At 59.7% G+C, this 22328-nt stretch carries 26 protein-coding genes and 1 other RNA gene; 15 read left to right on the top strand and 12 right to left on the bottom strand.

Annotation, left to right across the window (positions count from 1 at the left end):
- Window positions 1-45 precede the first annotated feature (45 nt).
- Window positions 46-417 (bottom strand): helix-turn-helix transcriptional regulator, encoded by a 372-nt coding sequence (locus IBX59_RS02610; protein WP_296372094.1) that lies wholly within the window; start codon window positions 415-417, stop codon window positions 46-48.
- Window positions 418-689: 272 nt separating this feature from the next.
- On the opposite strand from IBX59_RS02610, the gene IBX59_RS02605 reads away from it, so the two are divergent.
- Window positions 690-1649, top strand: a complete 960-nt coding sequence (locus IBX59_RS02605; RefSeq protein ID WP_296372091.1) for an NADPH:quinone oxidoreductase family protein — start codon at window positions 690-692, stop codon at window positions 1647-1649.
- Here the strand turns inward: IBX59_RS02605 and IBX59_RS02600 are convergent.
- Window positions 1639-2511 carry a LysR family transcriptional regulator gene (locus IBX59_RS02600; protein WP_296372089.1) on the bottom strand — a complete coding sequence of 291 codons (873 nt, stop codon included), beginning with the start codon at window positions 2509-2511 and terminating at the stop codon, window positions 1639-1641. The genes IBX59_RS02605 and IBX59_RS02600 overlap by 11 nt on opposite strands.
- Before the next feature lie 114 nt (window positions 2512-2625).
- Between IBX59_RS02600 and IBX59_RS02595 the strand changes: the two genes are divergently transcribed.
- Both IBX59_RS02595 and IBX59_RS02590 read left to right on the top strand, forming a co-directional pair.
- On the top strand, window positions 2626-2847 hold the full coding sequence (locus tag IBX59_RS02595; protein WP_296372087.1) for a DUF1127 domain-containing protein: 222 nt from the start codon (window positions 2626-2628) through the stop codon (window positions 2845-2847).
- A 155-nt stretch (window positions 2848-3002) separates the two neighbouring features.
- Window positions 3003-3773 carry a Bax inhibitor-1/YccA family protein gene (locus IBX59_RS02590; protein ID WP_296372085.1) on the top strand — a complete coding sequence of 257 codons (771 nt, stop codon included), beginning with the start codon at window positions 3003-3005 and terminating at the stop codon, window positions 3771-3773.
- Between the two features lie 127 nt (window positions 3774-3900).
- Here the strand turns inward: IBX59_RS02590 and rpmG are convergent, their stop codons facing one another.
- The 7 genes from rpmG to IBX59_RS02555 form a co-directional block, all read right to left on the bottom strand.
- Window positions 3901-4068, bottom strand: a complete 168-nt coding sequence (gene rpmG, locus IBX59_RS02585; RefSeq protein ID WP_047995749.1) for a 50S ribosomal protein L33 — start codon at window positions 4066-4068, stop codon at window positions 3901-3903.
- Between the two features lie 118 nt (window positions 4069-4186).
- Window positions 4187-4577, bottom strand: an RNA gene (gene rnpB / locus IBX59_RS02580) — RNase P RNA component class A.
- Between the two features lie 11 nt (window positions 4578-4588).
- Entirely contained in the window at window positions 4589-5308 is a 720-nt protein-coding gene (locus IBX59_RS02575; protein WP_367119352.1) for an N-acetylmuramoyl-L-alanine amidase, read from the bottom strand.
- Entirely contained in the window at window positions 5269-6003 is a 735-nt protein-coding gene (locus IBX59_RS02570) for a hypothetical protein (protein ID WP_296372082.1), read from the bottom strand. Before IBX59_RS02570 ends, IBX59_RS02575 begins: the two co-directional genes overlap by 40 nt.
- 55 nt (window positions 6004-6058) lie before the next feature.
- Entirely contained in the window at window positions 6059-7540 is a 1482-nt protein-coding gene (gene gatA, locus IBX59_RS02565; RefSeq protein ID WP_296372080.1) for an Asp-tRNA(Asn)/Glu-tRNA(Gln) amidotransferase subunit GatA, read from the bottom strand.
- The gene (gene gatC / locus IBX59_RS02560) at window positions 7540-7827 is read right to left on the bottom strand and encodes an Asp-tRNA(Asn)/Glu-tRNA(Gln) amidotransferase subunit GatC (RefSeq protein WP_296372078.1); all 288 of its coding nucleotides are present in this window, start codon (window positions 7825-7827) and stop codon (window positions 7540-7542) included. Before gatC ends, gatA begins: the two co-directional genes overlap by 1 nt.
- A gap of 39 nt (window positions 7828-7866) precedes the next feature.
- Window positions 7867-8514 (bottom strand): ceramidase domain-containing protein, encoded by a 648-nt coding sequence (locus IBX59_RS02555; RefSeq protein ID WP_296372076.1) that lies wholly within the window; start codon window positions 8512-8514, stop codon window positions 7867-7869.
- A gap of 53 nt (window positions 8515-8567) precedes the next feature.
- On the opposite strand from IBX59_RS02555, the gene IBX59_RS02550 reads away from it, so the two are divergent.
- Window positions 8568-9263, top strand: a complete 696-nt coding sequence (locus tag IBX59_RS02550) for a metal-dependent hydrolase (RefSeq protein WP_296372075.1) — start codon at window positions 8568-8570, stop codon at window positions 9261-9263.
- Between the two features lie 32 nt (window positions 9264-9295).
- Here the strand turns inward: IBX59_RS02550 and IBX59_RS02545 are convergent, their stop codons facing one another.
- Window positions 9296-9742, bottom strand: a complete 447-nt coding sequence (locus IBX59_RS02545) for a nucleoside deaminase (protein WP_296372136.1) — start codon at window positions 9740-9742, stop codon at window positions 9296-9298.
- 65 nt (window positions 9743-9807) lie between these two features.
- Here IBX59_RS02545 and IBX59_RS02540 point away from each other — a divergent pair, with 65 nt between their 5' ends.
- From IBX59_RS02540 to dtd, 10 genes are all read left to right on the top strand, one after another.
- The gene (locus IBX59_RS02540; RefSeq protein ID WP_296372073.1) at window positions 9808-10611 is read left to right on the top strand and encodes a pseudouridine synthase; all 804 of its coding nucleotides are present in this window, start codon (window positions 9808-9810) and stop codon (window positions 10609-10611) included.
- Window positions 10612-10701: 90 nt separating this feature from the next.
- Window positions 10702-10905, top strand: coding sequence for a hypothetical protein (locus IBX59_RS02535; RefSeq protein WP_296372071.1), 204 nt, complete (start codon window positions 10702-10704; stop codon window positions 10903-10905).
- Entirely contained in the window at window positions 10905-11804 is a 900-nt protein-coding gene (locus IBX59_RS02530) for a 5-bromo-4-chloroindolyl phosphate hydrolysis family protein (RefSeq protein ID WP_296372068.1), read from the top strand. The genes IBX59_RS02535 and IBX59_RS02530 overlap by 1 nt, the downstream gene beginning before the upstream one ends.
- A 1-nt stretch (window position 11805) precedes the next feature.
- Entirely contained in the window at window positions 11806-12999 is a 1194-nt protein-coding gene (locus IBX59_RS02525) for a toxic anion resistance protein (protein WP_296372067.1), read from the top strand.
- An 18-nt stretch (window positions 13000-13017) separates the two neighbouring features.
- Complete coding sequence (locus tag IBX59_RS02520) at window positions 13018-13971, top strand: DUF2927 domain-containing protein (RefSeq protein WP_296372065.1); 954 nt, start codon at window positions 13018-13020, stop codon at window positions 13969-13971.
- 40 nt (window positions 13972-14011) lie between these two features.
- Window positions 14012-15124: an SPFH domain-containing protein gene (locus IBX59_RS02515; RefSeq protein WP_296372063.1), complete on the top strand. Its 1113-nt coding sequence runs from the start codon at window positions 14012-14014 to the stop codon at window positions 15122-15124.
- Window positions 15124-15555: a hypothetical protein gene (locus IBX59_RS02510; protein ID WP_296372061.1), complete on the top strand. Its 432-nt coding sequence runs from the start codon at window positions 15124-15126 to the stop codon at window positions 15553-15555. The genes IBX59_RS02515 and IBX59_RS02510 overlap by 1 nt, the downstream gene beginning before the upstream one ends.
- Window positions 15556-15611: 56 nt before the next feature.
- Window positions 15612-16730 (top strand): primosomal protein N' (replication factor Y) - superfamily II helicase, encoded by a 1119-nt coding sequence (locus IBX59_RS02505; protein WP_296372059.1) that lies wholly within the window; start codon window positions 15612-15614, stop codon window positions 16728-16730.
- Between the two features lie 15 nt (window positions 16731-16745).
- Window positions 16746-17651 carry a carbohydrate kinase gene (locus IBX59_RS02500; RefSeq protein ID WP_296372057.1) on the top strand — a complete coding sequence of 302 codons (906 nt, stop codon included), beginning with the start codon at window positions 16746-16748 and terminating at the stop codon, window positions 17649-17651.
- Window positions 17648-18085 (top strand): D-aminoacyl-tRNA deacylase, encoded by a 438-nt coding sequence (gene dtd / locus IBX59_RS02495; protein WP_296372055.1) that lies wholly within the window; start codon window positions 17648-17650, stop codon window positions 18083-18085. Before IBX59_RS02500 ends, dtd begins: the two co-directional genes overlap by 4 nt.
- 17 nt (window positions 18086-18102) lie before the next feature.
- Here dtd and IBX59_RS02490 read toward each other — a convergent pair whose 3' ends face one another.
- On the bottom strand, window positions 18103-18801 hold the full coding sequence (locus IBX59_RS02490; RefSeq protein WP_296372053.1) for an HAD family hydrolase: 699 nt from the start codon (window positions 18799-18801) through the stop codon (window positions 18103-18105).
- A gap of 60 nt (window positions 18802-18861) precedes the next feature.
- Between IBX59_RS02490 and IBX59_RS02485 the strand changes: the two genes are divergently transcribed.
- Entirely contained in the window at window positions 18862-22047 is a 3186-nt protein-coding gene (locus IBX59_RS02485) for a reductive dehalogenase (RefSeq protein WP_296372051.1), read from the top strand.
- Here the strand turns inward: IBX59_RS02485 and IBX59_RS02480 are convergent.
- A complete protein-coding gene (locus tag IBX59_RS02480; protein ID WP_296372049.1) occupies window positions 22044-22322 on the bottom strand; it encodes a DUF3572 domain-containing protein in 279 nt (92 codons plus the stop codon). The genes IBX59_RS02485 and IBX59_RS02480 overlap by 4 nt on opposite strands.
- Window positions 22323-22328: the final 6 nt, after the last annotated feature.

Raw genomic sequence — 22328 nt, 5'->3', positions numbered from 1 at the left:
TGGCGCTGCGGTAGCCTGCACGCGATGCCGTGGTCAAGGGGCCTTTCAGGCCGCCTCGCTTAATACACGGGCCAGATCAAACAGGCGACGGCGCTGATTTTCCGGAATCGCATAATAGGACCGCAGCAATTCCAATGCTTCCTTGTCCGTCAGGATATCCCCCGGTAAATCTGATTTGCCGGCATCAGCCGCAGGTTGTGCATCCAGCCCTTCAAAGAAAAAGGATACCGGAACGTGCAGGACGTTGGCAATGTCCCAAAGCCGTGAAGCGCTGACACGGTTCATTCCCGTTTCATATTTCTGTATTTGCTGAAACTTGATCCCGACCTGTTCAGCCAATTGCTGTTGCGTGGTGCCGTTCATCCAACGGCGATGGCGGATGCGTTTGCCGACATGAATGTCAACCGGATGTTTCATCTTTTCGATTCCTTCATTTCAAAGCCACCAGCACATCTGTTGCCAGACCCCGTTGCGAAGCCATACCGGCACCCCTGCCAACCAACAAATCGCGCAATGTCACGTGCATGACATCAATATCACAAAACACGCAACGGTTGCAGTGACCTGACCTGCCCTTAAAGACAGGTTCGCAAGGTCATCCCCCAAACAAAGCAAACTGGGGCTGTCAGATCCCGTTCAAACGGATGAAGTTACGGGGAAATCAATTACGGCATCAGGGATTCGATCATATGCGCGCCTTCCAAGTCAGATCATTCGACACCGACCCAACGATTGTGACGGTCAACCAGCCCGCACCCGAGGCTGGTGAAGTTTTGCTACAAATCGCGGCCTGCGGATTGAATTTCGCAGATCTTTTGATGGCCAAAGGCCAATATCAGGATACCCCCACCCCACCCTTTACCTTGGGGATGGAAGTCTGCGGCACCGTCATCGGCCATGGCCCCGGCGTGACCGCGCCTGCAATTGGCACGCGCGTTGCGGTGTTTGGCGGACAGGGCGGTATGGCTGAAATGGGTTGTTTTCCTGCCGCCCTGTGCCGCCCTGTGCCCGATGATATGACGTCGGAAACAGCCGCCGGTTTCATGGTGGCCTATGGCACGTCGCATCTGGCGCTGGACCGGCGGGCCCGCTTGCGACCGGGGGAAACATTGCTGGTGTTGGGGGCTGCAGGCGGTGTCGGGCTGACGGCGGTTGAAATCGGCAAGGCGATGGGGGCAACTGTGATCGCTGTGGCGCGCGGTGCGGATAAACTCGCCGTGGCCAAGGCCGCCGGTGCCGATCATCTGATCGACAGCACAAGCGCCGATATCAAGGCAGCCGTCAAGGCACTGGGTGGGGCCGATGTCGTTTACGACCCTGTGGGCGGCGATGCGTTCAAGTCGGCGCTGGGTGCGTGCAACCGTGAAGCCCGCATCTTGGTTATCGGGTTTGCCAGTGGCGATGTGCCGCAAATTCCGGCCAACATCATTCTGGTCAAGAATATCACCATCATCGGGTTTTACTGGGGCGGATATCTGGCGTTTCACCCCAAGGCGCTGACCGACAGTCTTACCACCTTGATGGACTGGCACAGCAAAGGACGGCTGAAGCCACATATCAGCGATATTTTCCCACTAAACGACGCGGCGCAGGCGCTGGAACTGATGCGCAGCCGTAAATCAACCGGCAAGGTCGTCGTCACGCCATAGCGGGCATGTTCATCGTATAAAACCCGTCCCTGATCAGCTTGGCCAGATCCGCCAATACCGGCCCATCCTTCAGGTCGGCGTGATACATGTTGATGTTCATCTTGCGAAAGGCGGGCAGATTGCCGCCATGGTCAATCTGTTCGAAATGGCGCGGTTCGGTGCCTTCCAGCATGGCATGCACAGCCAGATCGGCACTGACCGTTGCCTCGATCGTGCGGCTGGAATTGCTTTGCACCACCATTTCCCACGCGATACCCGCATCATCCAGCCGTCGTTGGACATATTGCCGAAAAAAACAGCGCTGTTCAAAGGCTAATCGCAGGGGGCGTTGTTTCCACGCCTGCCCGCCTGGCGCACCAACCCAGACAAGCGGAATTTGCGTCAGGGTTTCGCCGCCGCTGCCAACACTGTCTTCGGTGGTCAGCATCAGATCAACTTCGCCGCGGTTGAATTCATCCATCAGGTTACGGGTGAAAGAGGACAAAAGATGCACCCTCATTCGGGGATACCGCGCGGCAAACTGGCGCAGCACGGTCGGAATCACAGGGTAAACAATGTCATGCGGCACGCCCAATTTCAGTTCGCCTTCAAATTCGGTGGCGGTCAATCTGGCATGGATTTCATCGTTCAGCGCCAGTATCCGCCGAGCATAGCCGAGCAATTGCTCACCCTGCGGAGTCAGCGCAACGGTCCGCCCTGACCGGTCGAGCAAACCAGCATCCAACGAATCTTCCAGCCGTTTCAACTGCATCGACACAGCCGATTGCGTCAGGTTCAGCAGCCCTGCGGCCCGTGTTACCCCACCCGTATCCGCCACCGCCACAAAAGACCGCAGCGACGTCATGTCCAGATTTCGAGCCATATCACAATTCCTGATGCATTATTCAACAAGCATTCATTTCAGGAATGGTTCACGCCACGCTAAATATCAAGCGGCAGAATAATATCTGCTGAATTTATCACGAAAGAAGATATCATGACACAGGTCGTCCACCAGAACAGCATTTGCGCCCCGACACCCCGGCAAGGCAGCGGCATTCCCGCAAGACTTGGGGCAATGATCGCTGTCACCCGTCAACGCCGCGCCTTGCGCCATCTTGACGACCATTTGCTGGCAGATATTGGCATAAATCACCGCGAGGCAGCCGCAGAAGCCAAGCGCGCAGCATGGGATGTTCCTGTCTATTGGCGCAAATAAGCGCACCTTTGGTCAGAAAATAAACTTTCCTGCCAAAAACGATCAGAATTGACCCCTTCAAGGACCGGTTAGCCTTGAAAATGCAGGGGTATGTGCCAATATCAAACCCAAGTTAACTGCAGTGCTGCATCACTGTGTTCTTTCTGGAGGTATAGATGGCTCAATTCGAGACAATGAAGACAACTGCTGGCGTCCGTGCGTCAACGATCGACACGGGGCTCCGCGCCCACATGAACAAAGTCTATGGCACCATGTCGATTGGCATGTTGATCACAGGTCTTGCCGCTTGGGCGATTTCCGGTCTTGCGGTCACGGATCAGCCGACACAATACGCCATGGGCAACGGCGAATACCTGACCCAGCTTGGCTATCTGATCTATGCCACACCGCTGAAATGGGTGATGTTCCTGTTGCCGCTCGCCATGGTGTTTGGCTTTGGCGCCGCAGCGAACAGATTGTCGGCCTCGGGTCTGGGGACGTATTTCTTTGCATACGCGGCCGCGATGGGCGTCTCGCTCAGCTCGATCTTCCTGATTTATACAGGTTTCTCGATCGTTCAGATTTTCCTGATCACAGCGATCGCCTTTGCCAGCCTGTCGATGTGGGGTTACACGACGAAGAAAGACATTTCTGCTTGGGGATCGTTCCTGATCATGGGCGTTGTCGGTCTGATCGTTGCGATGATCGTCAATATCTTCATGCAATCCGAAGCGATCATGTTCGCAATCTCGGCCATTGGCGTGCTGATCTTCGCTGGTCTGACCGCCTATGACACACAAAAGATCAAGACCGATTACATCCAGCATGCGGCCACAGGTGACAGCGAATGGTTGGGCAAGGCAGCCGTGATGGGTGCGCTGACGCTTTACCTCGACTTTATCAACATGTTCATCTTCATGCTGCAACTGTTCGGCAACCGCGAATAACAGGCAAATCATCTGATGCATGGGGCCGGTGGAAACACCGGCCTTTTTTCGTTTCCGCAATGACTGGCTGAAAACAAAAAAGCCGCGCAAATTGCGCGGCCTGATTGCTGTTCGGAACGGCGATCAATTACTTGATCTTGCCTTCCTTGTATTCGACATGCTTGCGCACAACAGGGTCATATTTCTTGACCGCCATCTTTTCGGTCATCGTGCGCGCATTTTTCTTCGTCACGTAGAAATGCCCGGTCCCCGCAGTGGAGTTCAGGCGGATCTTGATGGTGGTAGGCTTCGCCATATCTCATCTCTCCTGGTTGCGGGCCGCATCGGGCGCTACGCATAAAACTGATTGAGCCTGCCTTTTACCCTTGCCAAGGCCCGAGTCAACCGCAAACCCACGTCACAAGCCCCTTAATCTGCGCGGATGGCCTATAAGCCGGATTCTGTCCCCCGCCGATACCGGCGGTTGGATGACCATTCATCTGGGGGGCCTGTTACCAGACCCCCTCTAGCTGCCAACCCGGACCGCTCGGGTTCAAGCCTCCCTGCGGGTGATATCCGTTGCCGGATCAACGCCGCACGCGGTCCCTATTTGGCATTGCTCCCGGTGGGGCTTGCCGTGCCGCCCTGGTTGCCCAGCGCGCGGTGGGCTCTTACCCCACCGTTTCACCTTTTCCTGACATGTCAGGTAGTCTGTTCTCTGTGGCGCTTTCCCTGGGGTTATCCCCGCCGGGCGTTACCCGGCACCGTGCTTTGTGGAGTCCGGACTTTCCTCGACATTGCTGCCGCAGCCATCCAGCCATCCGCGCACTGGTCAGTTAGGTGCAGGCGGCGTTCACGTCAACGGGGAAACGGCGGGCAAGGTTGTGGATCAGCCCGGCATCGGTCGTATCCAGCGGCCCGCTGGCCCAAGGGCGAAACCGCAGGCGAAAGACTTGCAACAGCACATCAGGGTTGTCGGTTGCTGTATAACCAAAGGCACGCATCAATGGCACAAATCCGGCAGTGTCGGCAGATCCGCATGGGTCAGGCCATACAGCCAGCCCTGCGTGCGCCAGCCTGCGCCAATCGAATCGCGCACCCGGATCGATCTTGCGGCCCGGTGCCATATCCGAATGGCCAATCACCCGTTCGGGCCGGATCCCCCAGCGCGCCCTGATCCCGCGCAGCAGATCGGTCAGCGCATCCATCTGCGCGGCGGCAAAGGGGCTGAACCCGTCATTGCACAGCTCGATTCCGATAGACCGGCTATTCACATCCGAGACCCGCCCCCAGCGCCCTGCGCCTGCGTGCCATGCGCGCAGCGCTTCTGGCACCAATGCCATCACTGCGCCATCGGCTGCGATCAGGTAATGGGCTGAAACCTCGTTTTCGGGATTGCACAATGTATCAAGCGCAGCCTTGGCCGACGGCATCGCGGTGTAATGGATTACGACAATGTCAGGGCGCGCGCCATCCCTGCGCGGCCCGCAGTTGGGCGACGGATGCGATCTCAGCGTCAGTTTCCAGCAGCCCTTTTGAAGGGCGCCGGATCCCAGCCGCAAGCAAAGCCGTCCCCGTCCGGATCCAGCCCAAGGCGGTCACGCTCAGGCCCGCCACGCGCCAGAAAATCGCGCTGTGCTTCATCCGCATTGGCGTAGGCCGCACAGTTACGGATAAAGCGCGCCTGCGTGGTCAACAGTGAACGGCTATACCATGCCTGCCCTTTCACGTTGGGCGCATTGATCGCGTATTCAACGATATTCGGCCCCGTGCTGCCAGGCCGTTCCGGCACAGCAGACGGTGCGATCTGTTCGCGCGCGGCGGCCTGGGCTGCGCGCCTTTGTGCATCGCTTTCGATGGTTTCGCGTTCCGCAACCGCATCAAAGCTCTGTTCGTCCGAAATCCGGGGATTATTTGTGATGATGGGCGGGGCATTTGTCGGTGACGCATCCACCCCACCGACACGCCCGGGATCTGCGGCGGTGTTCACGGCACTGGGCGTCGTCCCCGCCGCTTGCCCGATGCCAGCTGCGGCCAGCGCACTTGATGGAATGCCTTGGGGCGCTTGCGGGGACGGCATAACTGTGACCTGCGCAGGCGGCACAATACCGCTGCTGCGGCCAGACGACAGGGCTGCCTCGCGCTCTGCGCGTTCAAGTTCATACATGGCATAAGTGTCGAACCCGACGCCACGGTTGGGTTCACTTCCCGTGGCACAGGCTGCCAAACCGGTTATGGCCAACGCTATCATCAAACTCTTGGACATCTGGACCTATCTGCCACCTGCGTTACATTTTTTGGGGAAACTACCACCACTTTTGCGGTTTGGCTACAAAACCCGCCGCCTGCTCCAATGCATAGGCGGTGTTCAGCAATCCGGCCTCGTCCCAGGGCCGCCCGATCAGTTGCAGCCCCAATGGCAGCCCCAGTGCATCGATTCCGGTAGGCACAGCGATGCCGGGCAGACCGGCAAGGTTCACGGTCACGGTGAACACATCGTTCAGATACATCTTGATCGGATCCGCATCCGCCATTTCGCCAAGGCCAAAGGCCGCTGACGGTGTCGTAGGCGTCAGGATCGCCTCGACACCGGCGTCAAACACTTGGTCGAAATCCCGCTTGATCAGCGTGCGGACCTTGCGGGCACGGTTGTAGTAGGCGTCGTAAAAGCCTGCCGACAGCACATAGGTGCCGACCATCACGCGACGCTGCACCTCTGCGCCGAACCCCTCGGCGCGGGTTTTTTCATACATTTCTGTAATCCCGTCGCCCTGCGCCAGTTTGGCACGGTGGCCAAAACGCACACCGTCATAGCGGGCCAGGTTCGATGATGCCTCGGCGGGGGCAATCACATAATAAGCAGGCAGCGCGTATTTTGTGTGCGGCAGGCTGATGTCGCGGATCACCGCGCCTGCGTCTTTCAGCATCGCGGTGCCATCGGCCCACAGCTTTTCGATTTCCTCGGGCATCCCGTCCATGCGGTATTCGCGGGGAATCCCGATAACCTTACCCTTGATGTCGCCTGTCAGCGCGGCCTCGAAATCGGGCACGGGCAGATCGGCGCTGGTGCTGTCCTTTGGGTCGTGGCCACACATGGCCTGCAACATGATCGCCGCATCGCGCACGTCCTTGGTCATCGGCCCCGCCTGATCTAGCGAAGACGCGAACGCCACGATGCCCCAGCGTGACACGCGCCCATAGGTGGGTTTCAGCCCCGTGATGCCGGTAAAGGCCGCAGGCTGGCGGATCGACCCGCCGGTATCGGTGCCTGTCGCTGCAAGGCACAGGTCAGCCGCCACAGCCGCCGCCGACCCGCCCGATGATCCGCCCGGTGTCAGTTGCGTATCGCCTGCTTTCCACGGGTTGACCGCGTTGCCGTAGACAGATGTTTCATTGGACGACCCCATGGCGAATTCGTCCATGTTCAGCTTGCCCAGCATGACGGCACCCGCATCAAACAACTGTGTTGTGACGGTCGATTCGTATGCGGGTTTGAACCCTTGCAGGATGCGCGACGCCGCCTGTGACGGCACGCCCTTGGTGCAGAACAGATCCTTGATACCAATCGGAATACCGCACATGTCCGGCGCATCGCCCGCCTTGATCCGCGCATCAGCGGCGGCGGCCTGCGTGGCCGCGATATCAGGCGTGTGATGCACGAATGCGCCCAGTGCATTGGCGCCTTCGATCGCGGTCAGGCAGGCTTGCGTGATTTCGGCGCTGCTGGTGTCGCCCTTGCGCATTGCATCGCGGGCTTGGGCAATGGTGAGTTTGGTCAGATCGGTCATTATTCAACTACCTTCGGGACGGCAAAAAACCCTTCGCGGGCATCTGGCGCATTGGCAAGGATCGCCTTTTGCTGGTTCCCGTCGGTCACCACATCGTCGCGCCGTTTCAGACGTTGCGGGGTAACGGATGTCATCGGTTCCACCCCGTCCACGTCCACTTCGTTCAACTGTTCGATGAACCCAAGAATCGCGCTGAATTCACTGGCCAGTGCGGGCAGCGCATCTTCTTCAACCTTGATACGGGCCAGCTTGGCCACGCGGCGGGCGGTTTCGGTGTCTATCGACATTGGCAATACTCCGGTAAAGCGTTGCCCTTGCGTTTAGCGTCAGGCCGTGCGGCCCGCAAGCATATGGCGGCGGTAAACTTCGATCATCCAGCCCAGCATCACGCCATTCAGCAGGTGCCACATGAAATGCGTGCCAATGGGCAGCGCAGCGCACAGGCGCGCATCCAGCGACCGGAAGGTGATGGATACCGTCAGAATCGCAGCCCCGACCCAGAAACCGCGCGCCAATTCTGCGTGATGGCGCAGGAAAACAGCGTAAATCATCAGCAGAATAGGCACCGTCCAGTAAAAATTTGAAATCCGCACGAACGGAATCTGGTGCAGGACAGGCACAAGAAGGGCGGCATAGGGGATAAACAACAGTGTTGCCAAAACCGCCCAATTGGTCCGCAGCGGCACCGCGTCGCGGTTGATTGCAAAAAGATAGGTCAGGATAAACAGCCCGATCGGCACAACATCCGCCAGGGCTGCCCAAGCCGTGGCATGGGTGTGAAACAGGTAGCTGCCCACGCCAATCACAAACAGGATCACACAAAGCACCCGCGCCATGGGCAGGCCCGCGCTGCGCGGCCACATGATTGCCGCCGCGATGATGAACGAAAGGTTGGTGACCGCATTGACCGGTTCCGCCCAATAGGATGCGTCACCCCTTTCGCAATAGGCATTTATCTGTGCAAACCAATCCATCTTGCGCCTCATCCGTCAGCGGTTAGTCTGGGGCAGTAATCACGGAGGGCAAGATGAAAATCACATGGCTGGGACATTCGGGGTTTCGGATCGAAATTGCAGAACAGGTCTTGCTGGTCGATCCATGGCTGGCGGGCAATCCGGTTCTGCCCGATAATCAGCATGATACGGCCATCGCCGGGGCCACGCATATCCTGCTGACCCACGGCCATGGCGACCATGCCAGCAGCGCATTGAATATTGCCAAGACGGCAGGCATTCCCATTCTCTGCATTCATGAACTCGCCACGATGTGGGGCGGCAAGGACGGGGTTGAAACGCTTGGGTTCAACAAGGGCGGCACGCTGCACTTGGGCGATGTCGCTGTCACAATTGTGAACGCCTGCCATTCCTCCAGCGTGGATTTCAGCGGCGACCAGCCGCGCGCGTCAGGGTCAGAGGCAGGTTTCATGATCGCAGGCGAAGGGCATGTAATTTATGTCAGCGGCGACACAGACATCATGGCCGACATGGACTGGATGGGCGATTACCACAAACCCGACATCGGGATCCTGTCCTGTGGGGGGCGCTATACGATGGACATGGATCGCGCGGCTTATGCCACGAAGCGCTATTTCAACTTCAAGACGGTCATACCTTGCCATTACAAGACCTTTCCATTGCTTGCGCAATCCGCACAGCCGCTGGTGGATGCCTTGCCCGGGGTCGATGTGAAAACGCCCGAAGTGATGGAAACCGTGACGTTTTAAGCGACGCGGCCAGAGAAATTTCGCGAAATTTCTCAGCGCCGTTGCGCAAAGAAATCGCGCAACAACGCTTCGGCTGCGGGGGCGGCGATGCTGTCGTAAACCTCTGGCACGTGGTGGCATTGCGGGTGGCTGAACACCCGTGCGCCATGCGCCACGCCGCCTGATTTCGGGTCGGCCGCGCCGTAATACAGTCGCGCAATGCGCGCGTTGCTGATCGCGGCGGCGCACATCGGGCAGGGTTCCAGCGTCACGTAAAGATCACACCCCGTCAGACGTTCCTGCCCCAACGCCGCACAGGCCGCACGGATCGCCAGCATTTCAGCATGGGCAGTGGGGTCGTGCTGTTCGCGGGTGCGGTTGCCTGCTTGCGCAATCACGCCGTCTGATCCGACCACAACCGCGCCCACCGGCACCTCGCCCCGGGCTGCCGCTGCGCGGGCTTCGTCCAATGCGATATCCATGTAGCTGCGAAAAACCATTGTGTTGTGATGCCCCGACAACCATGCCACTGGCAAGGGCAGATCAAAGCGGGTATGGGGCGGATATGACCGATACATCCCCCACCGGCGACCGCATCGCCAAAGTCCTGTCCCGAGCCGGCATCGCCAGCCGCCGCGACGCTGAACGCATGATCACCGAAGGCCGCGTCAGCGTGAACGGCAAAACGATCCAAAGCCCAGCACTGAACGTCACCGCAGCCGACAAAATCGTCGTCGATGGCAAGCTGGTGGGCGAACCCGACCCGCCGCGCATCTGGCTGTATCACAAACCCGCAGGACTGGTGACGACGGAACGGGATGAAAAAGACCGCGAAACCGTGTTCGATGCCCTGCCCGACGACATGCCGCGCGTGATGTCGGTGGGGCGGCTTGACCTGAATTCCGAAGGTCTGCTGCTTCTGACCAATGACGGCGGCGTCAAGCGGCGGCTGGAATTGCCCAGCACAGGCTGGCTGCGCCGCTATCGCGTGCGCATCAACGGATCAGTCAGCGAGGCCAGACTGGACCAGCTGCGCGCCGGGATCGAAGTAGACGGCGTCCGCTATCAGCCCATGATCGTTACCTTTGACCGCCAGCAGGGTGCGAACGCGTGGCTGACGGTATCGTTGCGCGAAGGCAAGAACCGCGAAATCCGCCGCGCGATGGAGGCAATCGGCGTCACCGTAAACCGACTGATCCGCGTCAGTTATGGCCCGTTCCAGCTGGGCAATCTAGCCCCCGGCGCCGTCGAGGAACTGAAACAGCGCGTGGTGCGTGACCAGTTGGGCCTGTCGGACAAACCCACACCCACACGGGTGCGCAAGCCGGTCAAGCGGCCCGCCCCAAAAGGAGGCAATCGGACAGGTTAGCCCCGCGCCCGCAGCCGGGCTGCACAAACACTCGCAATTGCGTTGCGGATTCCCTATCTCTGACGCAAAGCCTGTCTGGAGCGCCCGAAAATGATGCGTTTTATCCTGTTAATTCTGCTTGTGGCCGCAGTTCTGATTGCATTCACCGCTGTGCTGGGGACAATGCAGGCGCTGGCGACAAAAGCGACCGGCAGACACGAGGATAAGATGCCTGTCACGTTTCGGAAAATTGCCTACATTTTGCTGGTCATTCTGATGATAGGTGTCAGTGCTGGCTGGCTGGGGGCTGGCTGATGGGGCAGCGCTTTGGTGGGAAATACAGCCCGGATGGTGGCGCGGCCAATGACGCCGCCCACCGGGCAGAGTCGCTGGATCGCCGGGCAATTCATGCTGCCGGGACGCGTGGTCGCTTGCTATACCTTCCGGGGATCGTTCTGGTTCTGGCATCGCTGAACGATGGGCCAACCGTCGTTGTGACTGCCTTGATTGGCGGCGGGCTTCTGACATTGGCGGCATGGCTGTTACAGGAAGGTCTGCGCGCCGAAGCCGCCTATAACGCGCGCCGCATTGCGCGGCGCCCCGCGGTTCCGCGCAAGATGCTGGCATCGGCGCTGACGGGTATCGGGGTGACGATTGCCGCATTGACCGGCGATAGCGGGCTGGCTGGCTCTGTGCTTTATGGTTTGGCGGCATTGGGCCTGCATGTGGCGGCTTTTGGCATTGATCCGCTGACCGACAAGCGAATGGAAGGCGTCGATACCTTCCAACAAGACAGGGTTGCGCGTGTCGTTGACGCAGCAGAGGCGCATCTGGACGCGATGCGCAAGCAAATCGCAAGCCTTGACGACCGCAAGCTGGATATCCGCGTCGCCGGGTTTCAAACCGTTGCCCGCCGGATGATCAGCACCGTCGAGCAAGACCCCCGCGACCTGACCGGCGCGCGCAAATATCTGGGCGTTTATCTAATGGGCGCGCGCGATGCGACGATCAAGTTTGTCGATCTGTATCGCCGCACCAAAGACCCCGAGGCCCGCACGAAATACGAAGCACTTCTGGACGACCTTGAGCAGAATTTTGCCGCCCGCACCGAAAAGATGCTGCTGGATGACCGATCTGATATGGATATTGAAATCAATGTATTGCGCGACCGCTTGCAGCGCGAAGGCGTTAGCCTGAAACCAAAGGGGAATTAACATGTCCGACACCATCCGCCAAAAAGCCGAGGCCGCCCTGGCCGAAGTTGAAAAAGTGACCGCGGTCGTGCTTCCTGAACCTGCCGGTGAGCTGGTGACATTGAACGCCGCAGATACATCCACCAGCAACGCCATCGCACAACGCATGGCTGAAATTGACGTGACCGATACGACTTCCATCGTGTCATTCGGATCATCCGCGCAGGCCGAATTGCAGCAGATCAGCCAATCCATGCTGGCAGGCGTGCGCAACAAGGATGTCGGCCCAGCCGGCGACAGTCTGCGCAAAATCGTCACCACGATCCGTGGCTTTTCGGTGTCGGAACTGGATGTACGCCGCGAACGGACATTCTGGGAAAAACTGCTGGGGCGCGCCGCCCCCATGGCGAAATTCGCCGCCCGCTTCGAAGAGGTGCAAGGCCAGATCGACCACATCACCGATGATCTGCTTCAGCATGAACATGTGCTGCTGAAAGATATCGTGAGCCTTGACATGCTCTATGACAAGACGCTGCAATTCTACGATGAACTGGCGCTTTACATCGCCGCAGGCGAGGCAAAGATCACCGAGATGGACACGACGACGATCCCCGCCAAAGAGGCCGCCGTGGAAAAAGCCGCTGAAGGCAACGCCGTGATGCAGGCACAGGAATTGCGCGATATGCGCAGCGTGCGCGACGATCTGGAACGCCGGGTGCATGACCTGAAACTGACCCGCCAGGTAACAATGCAATCGCTGCCCTCGATCCGGCTGGTGCAGGAAAACGACAAATCATTGGTGACGAAAATCAATTCGACCTTGGTGAACACCGTGCCGCTTTGGGAAACGCAACTGGCGCAAGCCGTGACCATCCAGCGCAGCGCCGAAGCGGCCGAGGCCGTGCGCAGCGCCAATGACCTGACCAACGACCTGCTGACCGCAAACGCCCAGAACCTGCGCGACGCCAACAAGGTCATCCGCACTGAAATGGAACGCGGCGTCTTTGACATCAACGCCGTGAAAGAGGCGAACGCAAACCTGATCGCCACCATCAACGAAAGCCTTGAGATCGCCGACGAAGGCAAGCGCAAGCGCGCCGAGGCCGAGGTGGAACTGCAAAAGATGGAAAGCGAACTGAAAAAGACGCTGGCCGCCGCCAAGGCGCGCGGCACCAGCAATGGCACCATGATTGGCAGCGCCGCTGGTGGCGAATAACGCACCAAAGGGGGCGGCATGATGCGGAATTTCTGGGTTTGTGCGGCAATCATTGCGCTGGCAGGCTGCACCGTTGCGACACAATCGACGCCACCAGCCACTGACCCGCAGGTCGCCGCACAGCAATCGACCGTTGACCTGCCCGCAACGGTGCCCCCCCCTAGCGCCAAAAGCCGCGAATTGGCGCTGTATTACCAGCGCGTCCAGAATGATCTGCTGACCCAAGGGTTGCTGCGTGGTGACGGCGGTGGACCGGATACGCCTTTTACTGATACGATGCTGGCACGCAATTTCGTGCGTATCGCTCTGTTTAACGAATACCGCGACGACAGCGACTTTCTGACACCGCGCGCCACCGTGTCAACATTGCGCCGCTGGGATCAACCTATTCGCATGACAGTGAAATTTGGTGATACCGTGCCGCTGGCCCAACGCGACAGGGATGCCGCGAGCGTCGGCAGTTACGCCGCCCGGCTTTCAAGGCTCAGCGGTGTTCCCATCAGCATCACTGACGACGATCCAAATTTCCACGTGTATTTTCTGGGCGAGGACGACCGCGCAGGCTTTTCGGACAAGCTGCGAAAGATCATACCAGGGATATCTGGTGCGACGCTGCGAACGGTCGCCAACCTGCCGCGTGAACAGTTTTGCTTTGTGATCGGCACCTTTGAACCCGGTCAATCCACCTATCGTCATGCTGTTGCCCTGATCAGGGCGGAACACCCAAACCTGATGCGGTCAGCCTGCATCCACGAAGAACTGGCCCAAGGCATGGGGCTGGCCAACGACAGCCCCAGCGCGCGGCCATCCATATTTAACGACAACGAAGAATTCGCGCTGCTGACCCGGCACGACGAATTCCTGATCCGCATCTTGTATGACCCGCGCTTGCAACCGGGGATGTCACCCGCCACCGCCGCCCCGATCGCACGCCAGATCGCACGCGAACTTATGGCGCAGGGGGCCAGCTGATGGCCCGCTGCCCCCTGATATACTGAACGGAGACCTTGATATGGGCATTTTTGATTTTCTCAGCGGTCAATTCATTGACGTCATTCACTGGACCGACAACACCCGCGACACCATGGTCTGGCGGTTCGAACGCGAAGGCCACGAGATTAAATACGGCGCGAAACTGACCGTACGCGAAGGGCAAGCGGCCGTTTTCGTGCATGAAGGCCAGTTGGCTGATGTGTTCACGCCGGGGCTGTATCTGCTTGAAACCAACAACATGCCGATCCTGACCAGCCTGCAGCACTGGGACCACGGTTTCAAAAGCCCTTTCAAATCCGAGATCTATTTCGTCAATACCACCCGGTTTTCCAATCTCAAATGGGGCACGAAAAACCCCATTATGCTGCGCGACCCTGAATTTGGCCCAACCCGGCTGCGCGCCTTTGGCACCTATACTGTCAGGGTCGCGGACCCCGCGCTGTTTTTGCGTGAAATCGTCGGCACCGATGGCGAATTCACCATGAATGAAATCAGCTATCAGATCCGGAATATCATCGTGCAGGAATTTTCCCGCGTTGTGGCCGCTTCGGGCATTCCCGCGCTGGACATGGCTGCAAACACCGCCGATCTGGGCAAGCTGGTGGCAACGGCCATCGACCCCACATTGCATGAATACGGGCTGGCGATTCCCGAACTTTATATTGAAAATATCAGCCTGCCCCCCGCAGTCGAGGCAGCGCTGGACAAACGCACATCCATGGGGCTGGCGGGCGATCTGGGCAAGTTCACCCAGTATTCCGCCGCCGAGGCGATGACAGCCGCAGCTGCCAACCCCGCCGGTGGCGGGATGGCCGCAGGGCTGGGTGCGGGTATGGGCATGGCGATGGCAAACCAAATGGCCAATCAAGGCCCATGGGGGCCAATGCCAGCTGCCGCAGCACCGCCCCCACCGCCGCCCCCACCTGTGGAACATGTCTGGCACATCGCCCAGGGCGGTCAGGTGTCGGGGCCGTTTTCCAAGGCGGCCATGGGGCGCAAAGTCACAGAGGGCACATTGACCCGCAGCAGCATGGTCTGGACCCAAGGGCAGGACGGCTGGATGCAGGCCGAAGACGTAACCGAACTGGCGCATCTGTTCACCGTGATGCCGCCCCCGCCCCCCGGCGCATGATGGGGCGCATCACACGGCGCAGCGTGACGATTTTGTTGCACTGGTCAACACTGATGCTGGTGCTGGCGATGATCAAGGGCGGCACAGACGCCCCTGCGCTGCGCTGGGTGTTTGTTGTTTCGGGTGCGCTGTGGGTCGGGCTGGCCATTACACGGGGTGTTCTTGCTAAACCGGGGCCAAAATTGCAGGGCAGCTTGCGCACCACTTTTGCCGCGCAACATCGGGGCATGTATGCGCTTGTCAGTGTCGCTGTAGGGCTGAATCTGACAGCATTGCTCGCGCTGACCCCGCTGGACTGGGCGTGGAACGCCTTGTTGGTGCTGCTGGTGGCGTCAACCTTTCACGGGTTGTTTCATTTCTGGCGCCATACCGCGCTGAACGATGGCGCGCTGCGCGTGATGAGCCCACGCTATATGCAAAAATTTCTGTGATGCCAGATCTTATCTGGATCATGGTGCTTGCCAGACTGCATTGCTATGGGTGACGCATGAACGCCGACGAAATATCAGCGCCCGAATCAACGATTGCCGAACATCACTTTCCCTGTGATGCCTGCGGGTCGGACCTGCGCTATGATCCGGGCACACAGCGGCTGATCTGCGATCATTGCGGCAACATCCAGACCATCGAAACCACCCAGCGCACCCATGGCGGCATCAAGGAACTGGATTTTCGCAGCGCCGTGGAAAACCGGTTGGCCGCAGCCGAGATCGAAGAAACCCGCACCGTTTCCTGCCCCAGTTGCGGCGCGACATTTGAATTTGATCCCGACACACACGCCGCAGAATGCCCGTTTTGCGCCACACCTGTCGTCACCGACACAGGCACACACCGCCATATCAAACCGCGCGGCCTGCTGCCCTTTGTGCTGGATGAAAACACCGCGCGGCATGCCATGACCGACTGGCTGGGCCGGTTGTGGTTTGCACCCGACGGTTTGCAGGATTACGCCCGCAAAGGGCGGCGGATGGCGGGGATCTATGTGCCCTACTGGACCTTCGACGCCGATACGCAAAGCCAGTATACCGGCCAGCGCGGCACGCATTACTACACCACGCAAACAGTCATCCGCGATGGCAAACGCCAACAGGTCCGCGTGCGCAAAACCCGCTGGCGGCCCGCATCAGGGCGGGTGGCGCGGTTTTTTGACGATGTGCTGGTGCTGGCGTCGCGGTCGCTGCCCAAACGCTATACCGACGGGCTGGAACCATGGGATTTATCCGCACTGGAACCTTACAACCCCGAATATCTGGCCGGTTTCCGCGCCGAAGGGTATCAGGTCGAACTGATCGAAGGCTTTCAAGAGGCCCGCGCCTATATGGACCGCATGATCCTGCGCGATTGCAAATATGATATCGGCGGCGATGAACAGCGCGTGCATGATGTGCAGACCACAATCAGCGATGTGACCTTCAAACATATCCTGCTGCCGGTCTGGCTGGCCGCTTATAAATACCGCGGGCAGACCTATCGTTTTGTGGTCAACGGGCGCACGGGCCGGGTGCAAGGCGAACGGCCATGGTCGGCATGGAAGATCGCATTTGCCGTCTTGATCGGGGCGATAATTGCGATTATCGCAGGTTTCGTTATCGCTAACAGTCAATAATTTTGGGGGAAAACCATGATCCTGTGCTGCGGAGAGGCCCTGATCGACATGCTGCCACGGCAGGCCACGACGGGTGAAGCTGCCTTTGCCCCCCATGCGGGCGGGTCGGTTTTCAACACGGCCATCGCCTTGGGGCGGCTGGGCGCGCCGGTGCAGTTCTTTTCCGGCCTGTCGTCGGATCTGTTCGGGGATATCCTGCTGCGCGAATTGGCCGCCTCGGGCGTTGACAGCACACCCGCCGCAGTCAGTGCCCGCCCCACGACGCTGGCCTTTGTGACCCTGACGGATGGCCATGCGTCCTATGCGTTTTACGACGAAAACACCGCCGGCCGGATGCTGAACGCGGATGATCTGCCACAACCGCAGGCCGATGCGCTGTTTTTCGGCGGGATCAGCCTGATGGTGGAACCCTGTGCCACCGCCTATGAAACACTGATGCTGCGCACGGCACCGCACCATGTCACAATGATCGACCCCAATATCCGACCTTCGTTCATCGCGGATGAAGCCGCCTATCGCGCCCGCCTTGCCCGCCTTTTCGCAGCGGCCGATATCATCAAGGCATCGGACGAGGATCTGGCGTGGATCACCGGCGGCGCAGATGCGCAGGCGCTGTTTGCAACAACATCGGCGCAGGTCATCCTGCTGACCCGTGGGGCCGACGGCGTGACGGTCCTGACACGTGACGGCACAGTCGATGTGCCCGCCCAAAAGGCTAATGTCGTCGATACGGTCGGCGCGGGCGACACATTCAGCGCGGGGTTTTTGGCGCATATGCACAAAACCGGCCACCTGACAAAAAACCGGATCAGTGACGCCAGCCTTGACGATCTGGCCGATGCGACGGCGTTCGGGGCAAAGGTGGCCGCGATCACTGTCAGCCGTGCGGGCGCAAACCCGCCTTGGGCCTCTGAAATATGAGGGCACTGATCCAACGCGTGACAGATGCATCTGTCACCGTAGACGGCGTTGTGATCGGCGAAATCGGCCCCGGCCTGTTGATCCTTGTCTGCGCGATGGCGGGCGACGATGCAACCAGATCCGCAGCCCTTGCCGCCAAGATCAGCAAGCTGCGCATTTTCAAGGATGACGCGGGCAAGATGAACCTGTCGCTGGCCGACACCGGCGGTGCCGCGCTGATCATCAGCCAGTTCACCCTGGCGGCTGATACATCGCGCGGCAACCGTCCGGGGTTTTCACAGGCCGCGAAACCCGATCAGGCGCGCGCGCTTTATGATCAATTCGTGCGCGACATGGGGGCACTCGGCATCGCAACCGCCACCGGATCTTTTGCCGCTGACATGGCCGTGCGCCTGACCAATGACGGGCCGGTCACGATCTGGCTGGATGTTTAGCCGCTTTTGTCCGGTTTTCAGATCAGGTTTTCTGCGGCCAACCAATCGGGGATCGCAGCAATTGTATCCAGAACCACATCTGCATGAGGGGCCAGTTCCGGTCGCCGCGCAGGGCCTGTCAGCACACCGATCGTCAGCATCCCCGCCGCACGACCCGCTACCAGATCATGCAAACTGTCACCCACCATGGCGCATTCGCCCGGTGCGATTCCTGTTTGCGCAACAAACCCAAGCAACTGTCCCGACTCCGGTTTCGCCCCATGCCCGCTGTCATAGCCCGCGATAAAATCGAAATCATCGATCACACCCGCCCGACGTAGATGTGCACGCGCCGGACCTTCGGCGTCATTGGTGGCAATCCCCAAACGCAGACCTAGGGCGCGCAAACCCTTAAAATAAGGGATCAACGGCACTGCCTCGACTTGCGCAAGCTGGGCGGCACCCGCGTTCATCCGTGCGATCAGGTCCGGCTTTGACATCTGCGGAATCACCGACAACAGGTGGTCGGCCACGGTATCGACGGTTCCCGCGATCACGACGCTTTCGGGCAAAAAACGTTCTGTCAGCGGATCGAACCCCAAAACCTCTGCCAAGGCGGCAAACAGGGCCGCATCATCACCCGCTTCGGCCTGCAACATCGCCTGCGCCCACGCGCCCCATGTCGCGTTGAAATCAAACAGCGTGCCGTCCTTGTCAAAGATAATGCCCTTGATCATGCCTGCCCTACCCATGTCTGCATTGACACCGGACCGCAGGGCGCGGACGGTGTCAACATCATGTTGAAGCTCCGTTCATATCGTTCAAGGCCCATGCATCTGGGGCCCTTCCCGCTTGAGGTGTTCACGCGCCAGGCCCACGCCGATGTCACCGGCCTGCCGCCCATGCAAGGGCTGTCCTTCCGCCGCCCCGATGACCCCCGCAGCATCGTCAACGCGATGCAGGAATATCAGGCCATGCTGGACGCCACCCGCGACGGGCTGGTCAAACGGGACATCGCCGAAATCCCCGCTGACCTGACCGAACGCGCCAACCACCTGAAAGCATTCGGGTATTATTGCGACGCCAGTATGGTCGGCACCTGTGTGATCCCCAACGCGGCGTGGCTGGATGCGCCGATCACCAACCCCGATGTGGGCCGTTTAGCCGACAAGCTGCGCAATTTGCAGCCCAAGACGCTGGCCGCAGGAATCGACGTAATCATGGCGGGCCTGCGCGAAAACATGGCCCGCCCCTCCTGCGATTGCCGCCATCACACCCATGCGCTGGTGTTTCTTTATGATCACCCGCGCGCGCCGCGCGACGATGAACCGGGGGGCGACTGGATACAGGACGCACTTGATCATCGCGCCTGCCTGCGGGGGGCGGAAACCGCCGTGACGCTGGCCAGCTATATCCGCACGCTGGGCTATGAGGCCCGCGCGCATTCCATGGCCGCCAGTGATGTGCATCTGGGTGCGCTGGCTTTGCAGGCAGGGCTGGTGACACTGGAAAACGGGGTGCTGCTGAACCCGTTTACAGGCGACCGTTTCGGTTTGGCCGCGATCACCACAACGCTGGAACTGACGCCAGATCAGCCGCTTGCACCGCACCAGAAACCGCCTGCCAGCTATCGCAGCGGGCTTGGCGCCCATGCCAAATCCGACCGCACCCGCGACCCCTTCGCAACCCGCGATTTCGCGGCCGGCCCGCACCCGTTTGAAACCCTCAAACGCGTGGATGAACCCACAACCTATATCGACCGTCCCAACGTGGCACGCGTACCGAAAAGGGCCAATATGTTTGCGCGCGGCCTGTTCGGGGATATGGGCAAGCAGGTGCAAGAGGCCACGAAAAACGGCAACTATGTGCGCAAATCCGCCGCCGCCTTTGCGTTTCGCCCTTCGCTGGGGGCCTTTGTGCTGTTGCAGGACGGGAGCGCCGCAACGCAAGAAAAAACTGATAAACCTGAAAATAACGCACAAAATATCAAAGCAGCACTTTATTTCCTTGGTGTCGATGCGGTGGGCCTGTCCACCTGCCCCGACTGGGCCTATTATAGCCACGACGCCGCGGGCGATCCGATCGCGCCCTACCACGCCAACGCGATTTCGATGATCATCGACCAAGGCCACGAAACAATGGAAGGCGCATCCGGCGACGACTGGATCGCCTGCGCCCAATCCATGCGCGCCTATCTGCGGTTTTCCCTGCTGGGCGGGGTCATCGCACAACACATCCGCAACCTTGGCTACACCGCCCGCGTCCATTCCGTGATGGATGACGAGGTGCTGCACCCGCCCTTGTTGCTGCTGTCCGGTCTGGGCGAGGTCAGCAGGATTGGCGAGGTGATCCTGAACCCGTTCCTTGGTCCGCGCCTGAAATCGGGCGTGGTGACAACCAACATGCCGATGACCCACGACAAACCGATTGATTTCGGCCTGCAAAAGTTTTGCGAAGCCTGCAATAAATGCGCCCGCGAATGCCCCAGCGGGGCGATTACCGCGGGGCCAAAGCTGATGTTCAACGGCTATGAGATCTGGAAATCAGACAGCCAGAAATGCACGACATATCGCGTCAGCCAGAAAAACGGTGCGATGTGTGGCCGCTGCATGAAAACCTGCCCGTGGAACCTCGAAGGGTTGTTCGCCGAAGCCCCGTTTCGCAAGCTGGCGATGACCGTGCCAGCGGCGGCCAAGGCACTGGCGAAACTGGATGACGTGCTTGGCAACGGCGCAATAAACCCTGTCAAGAAATGGTGGTGGGATCTGGAGATGGAGGACGACGGCGCCTATCGCCCTTCCCGGCATCCGGTAAACCAGCGCGACCTGCAAAAGGGGCTTGATCTGCGGTTCGAGGATCAGACGCTTGCCGTTTACCCTGCCCCGCTGGCGCCGCCGCCCTATCCTTGGCCCTTTCCGATGGACCGCGAGGCAGGGATCGCCGCCTATGGGGCGATGATCCCGGCAGCAGAACACCGCGCACGGCGGGCGGCGGGCCTGCCGCCGGAACATGTTTACAACCCCGTCAAGGGCGATGCGCCGGTGATGCAGGTGGTTATCCGCAAAGTTACACGAATGACCGACGCGATAACGCAATACGAATTTGCCATGCCCGATGGCAGCGACCTGCCCCCGGCGACGGCGGGCGCGCATATTGATGTGGTCGTGGCGCCCGAATTCTTTCGACAATATTCCCTGTCAGGCGATCCCGCCGACCGCAGCCGTTACCAGATCGCCGTGCTGCGCGAAGATAGCGGGCGCGGCGGATCGAACCTGATGCACAGGATATTCGCGCCGGGGCGGCGGGTGTTCATTTCCAAACCCCTTAACCACTTTCCACTGGTCGAGGATGCGCCGCGCACCCTGTTGATGGGCGGCGGCATTGGCATCACCCCTATGATCGCCATGGCCCACAGGCTGCACGCGATTGGCGCGGATTTCGCGCTGCACTACAGTTGCCACACAAGGGCTGAAGCGGGTTTTCTGGACGATCTGCAAACAGTTCCATGGGCCGGCAAAGTGCATCTGCATATCAGCGGCGAAGGCACCCGCGCAGACCTTTCGCAGGTCACAACCTATTCAAAAGGAGCGCATATTTATACCTGCGGGCCAGATCCCTATATGGCCGCTGTAATGGACGCCGCCACCGCCAACGGTTTTCCCGAAAACGCACGGCATCTGGAATATTTCGCCGTGCCGGAACAGCCCGATTATGAAAACCACCCCTTTACGCTGGCACTGAAAGACGGGCGCAAGATGCCCGTAGCGGCCGACCAAAGTGCCGCTTATGCGCTGATTGCGGCAGGGGTGCATGTGGATGTAAAATGCGCCGACGGGCTGTGTGGCGTGTGCAAATGCGGCGTGATCAGCGGCACCGTCGAACACAGAGATTTCGTGCTGTCCAAGGCCCAGCAAAGCCATGAAATGATCCTGTGCCAAAGCCGCGCCGCGGACCCTGGCGGGATCATCGCCATCGATCTTTAGGTCCAGTGCACGGCCTCGGCGCCCGGCAGGGCATAGCGGGCGCGCAAGGGCTGTTCATAGGCCAGACCTGCGCTGTCGCAAAACGCGATGACCCAAGCGTCATCCATGGTGATGAATTCCAGCACCGATGCCAGAAACGCGGGGTCACTGGCACCCGCGCGTAAATCATCCACAGACCCGCCCGTGGCCCCCAGAAAGACAGGGCATAAATCGTCGTTTCCAGCCAGCCAGCCCAGCGCCTGCAACGCGATCACTTGCGCCTGATCACCATTCATCGTGCA

It is taken from the genome of Yoonia sp., from assembly GCF_014859355.1.
Lineage (GTDB): Bacteria > Pseudomonadota > Alphaproteobacteria > Rhodobacterales > Rhodobacteraceae > Yoonia.
The sequence above is the reverse complement of the archived record's forward strand: the minus strand, read 5'-3'. Positions and strand labels throughout refer to the sequence as shown.

Coding starts and splice junctions, on each gene's coding strand:
- IBX59_RS02505 (WP_296372059.1), top strand. CDS start 15,612: ATGAACGCCGACGAAATATCAGCGCCCGAATCAACGATTGCCGAACAT.
- IBX59_RS02545 (WP_296372136.1), bottom strand. CDS start 9,742: ATGGTTTTTCGCAGCTACATGGATATCGCATTGGACGAAGCCCGCGCA.
- IBX59_RS02525 (WP_296372067.1), top strand. CDS start 11,806: ATGTCCGACACCATCCGCCAAAAAGCCGAGGCCGCCCTGGCCGAAGTT.
- IBX59_RS02520 (WP_296372065.1), top strand. CDS start 13,018: ATGATGCGGAATTTCTGGGTTTGTGCGGCAATCATTGCGCTGGCAGGC.
- IBX59_RS02595 (WP_296372087.1), top strand. CDS start 2,626: ATGACACAGGTCGTCCACCAGAACAGCATTTGCGCCCCGACACCCCGG.
- IBX59_RS02510 (WP_296372061.1), top strand. CDS start 15,124: ATGGGGCGCATCACACGGCGCAGCGTGACGATTTTGTTGCACTGGTCA.
- IBX59_RS02480 (WP_296372049.1), bottom strand. CDS start 22,322: ATGAATGGTGATCAGGCGCAAGTGATCGCGTTGCAGGCGCTGGGCTGG.
- IBX59_RS02555 (WP_296372076.1), bottom strand. CDS start 8,514: ATGGATTGGTTTGCACAGATAAATGCCTATTGCGAAAGGGGTGACGCA.
- IBX59_RS02485 (WP_296372051.1), top strand. CDS start 18,862: ATGTTGAAGCTCCGTTCATATCGTTCAAGGCCCATGCATCTGGGGCCC.
- IBX59_RS02605 (WP_296372091.1), top strand. CDS start 690: ATGCGCGCCTTCCAAGTCAGATCATTCGACACCGACCCAACGATTGTG.
- IBX59_RS02515 (WP_296372063.1), top strand. CDS start 14,012: ATGGGCATTTTTGATTTTCTCAGCGGTCAATTCATTGACGTCATTCAC.
- rpmG (WP_047995749.1), bottom strand. CDS start 4,068: ATGGCGAAGCCTACCACCATCAAGATCCGCCTGAACTCCACTGCGGGG.
- IBX59_RS02590 (WP_296372085.1), top strand. CDS start 3,003: ATGGCTCAATTCGAGACAATGAAGACAACTGCTGGCGTCCGTGCGTCA.
- gatC (WP_296372078.1), bottom strand. CDS start 7,827: ATGTCGATAGACACCGAAACCGCCCGCCGCGTGGCCAAGCTGGCCCGT.
- gatA (WP_296372080.1), bottom strand. CDS start 7,540: ATGACCGATCTGACCAAACTCACCATTGCCCAAGCCCGCGATGCAATG.
- IBX59_RS02600 (WP_296372089.1), bottom strand. CDS start 2,511: ATGGCTCGAAATCTGGACATGACGTCGCTGCGGTCTTTTGTGGCGGTG.
- IBX59_RS02550 (WP_296372075.1), top strand. CDS start 8,568: ATGAAAATCACATGGCTGGGACATTCGGGGTTTCGGATCGAAATTGCA.
- IBX59_RS02500 (WP_296372057.1), top strand. CDS start 16,746: ATGATCCTGTGCTGCGGAGAGGCCCTGATCGACATGCTGCCACGGCAG.
- IBX59_RS02535 (WP_296372071.1), top strand. CDS start 10,702: ATGATGCGTTTTATCCTGTTAATTCTGCTTGTGGCCGCAGTTCTGATT.
- IBX59_RS02610 (WP_296372094.1), bottom strand. CDS start 417: ATGAAACATCCGGTTGACATTCATGTCGGCAAACGCATCCGCCATCGC.
- IBX59_RS02530 (WP_296372068.1), top strand. CDS start 10,905: ATGGGGCAGCGCTTTGGTGGGAAATACAGCCCGGATGGTGGCGCGGCC.
- dtd (WP_296372055.1), top strand. CDS start 17,648: ATGAGGGCACTGATCCAACGCGTGACAGATGCATCTGTCACCGTAGAC.
- IBX59_RS02540 (WP_296372073.1), top strand. CDS start 9,808: ATGACCGATACATCCCCCACCGGCGACCGCATCGCCAAAGTCCTGTCC.
- IBX59_RS02490 (WP_296372053.1), bottom strand. CDS start 18,801: ATGATCAAGGGCATTATCTTTGACAAGGACGGCACGCTGTTTGATTTC.
- IBX59_RS02570 (WP_296372082.1), bottom strand. CDS start 6,003: ATGATAGCGTTGGCCATAACCGGTTTGGCAGCCTGTGCCACGGGAAGT.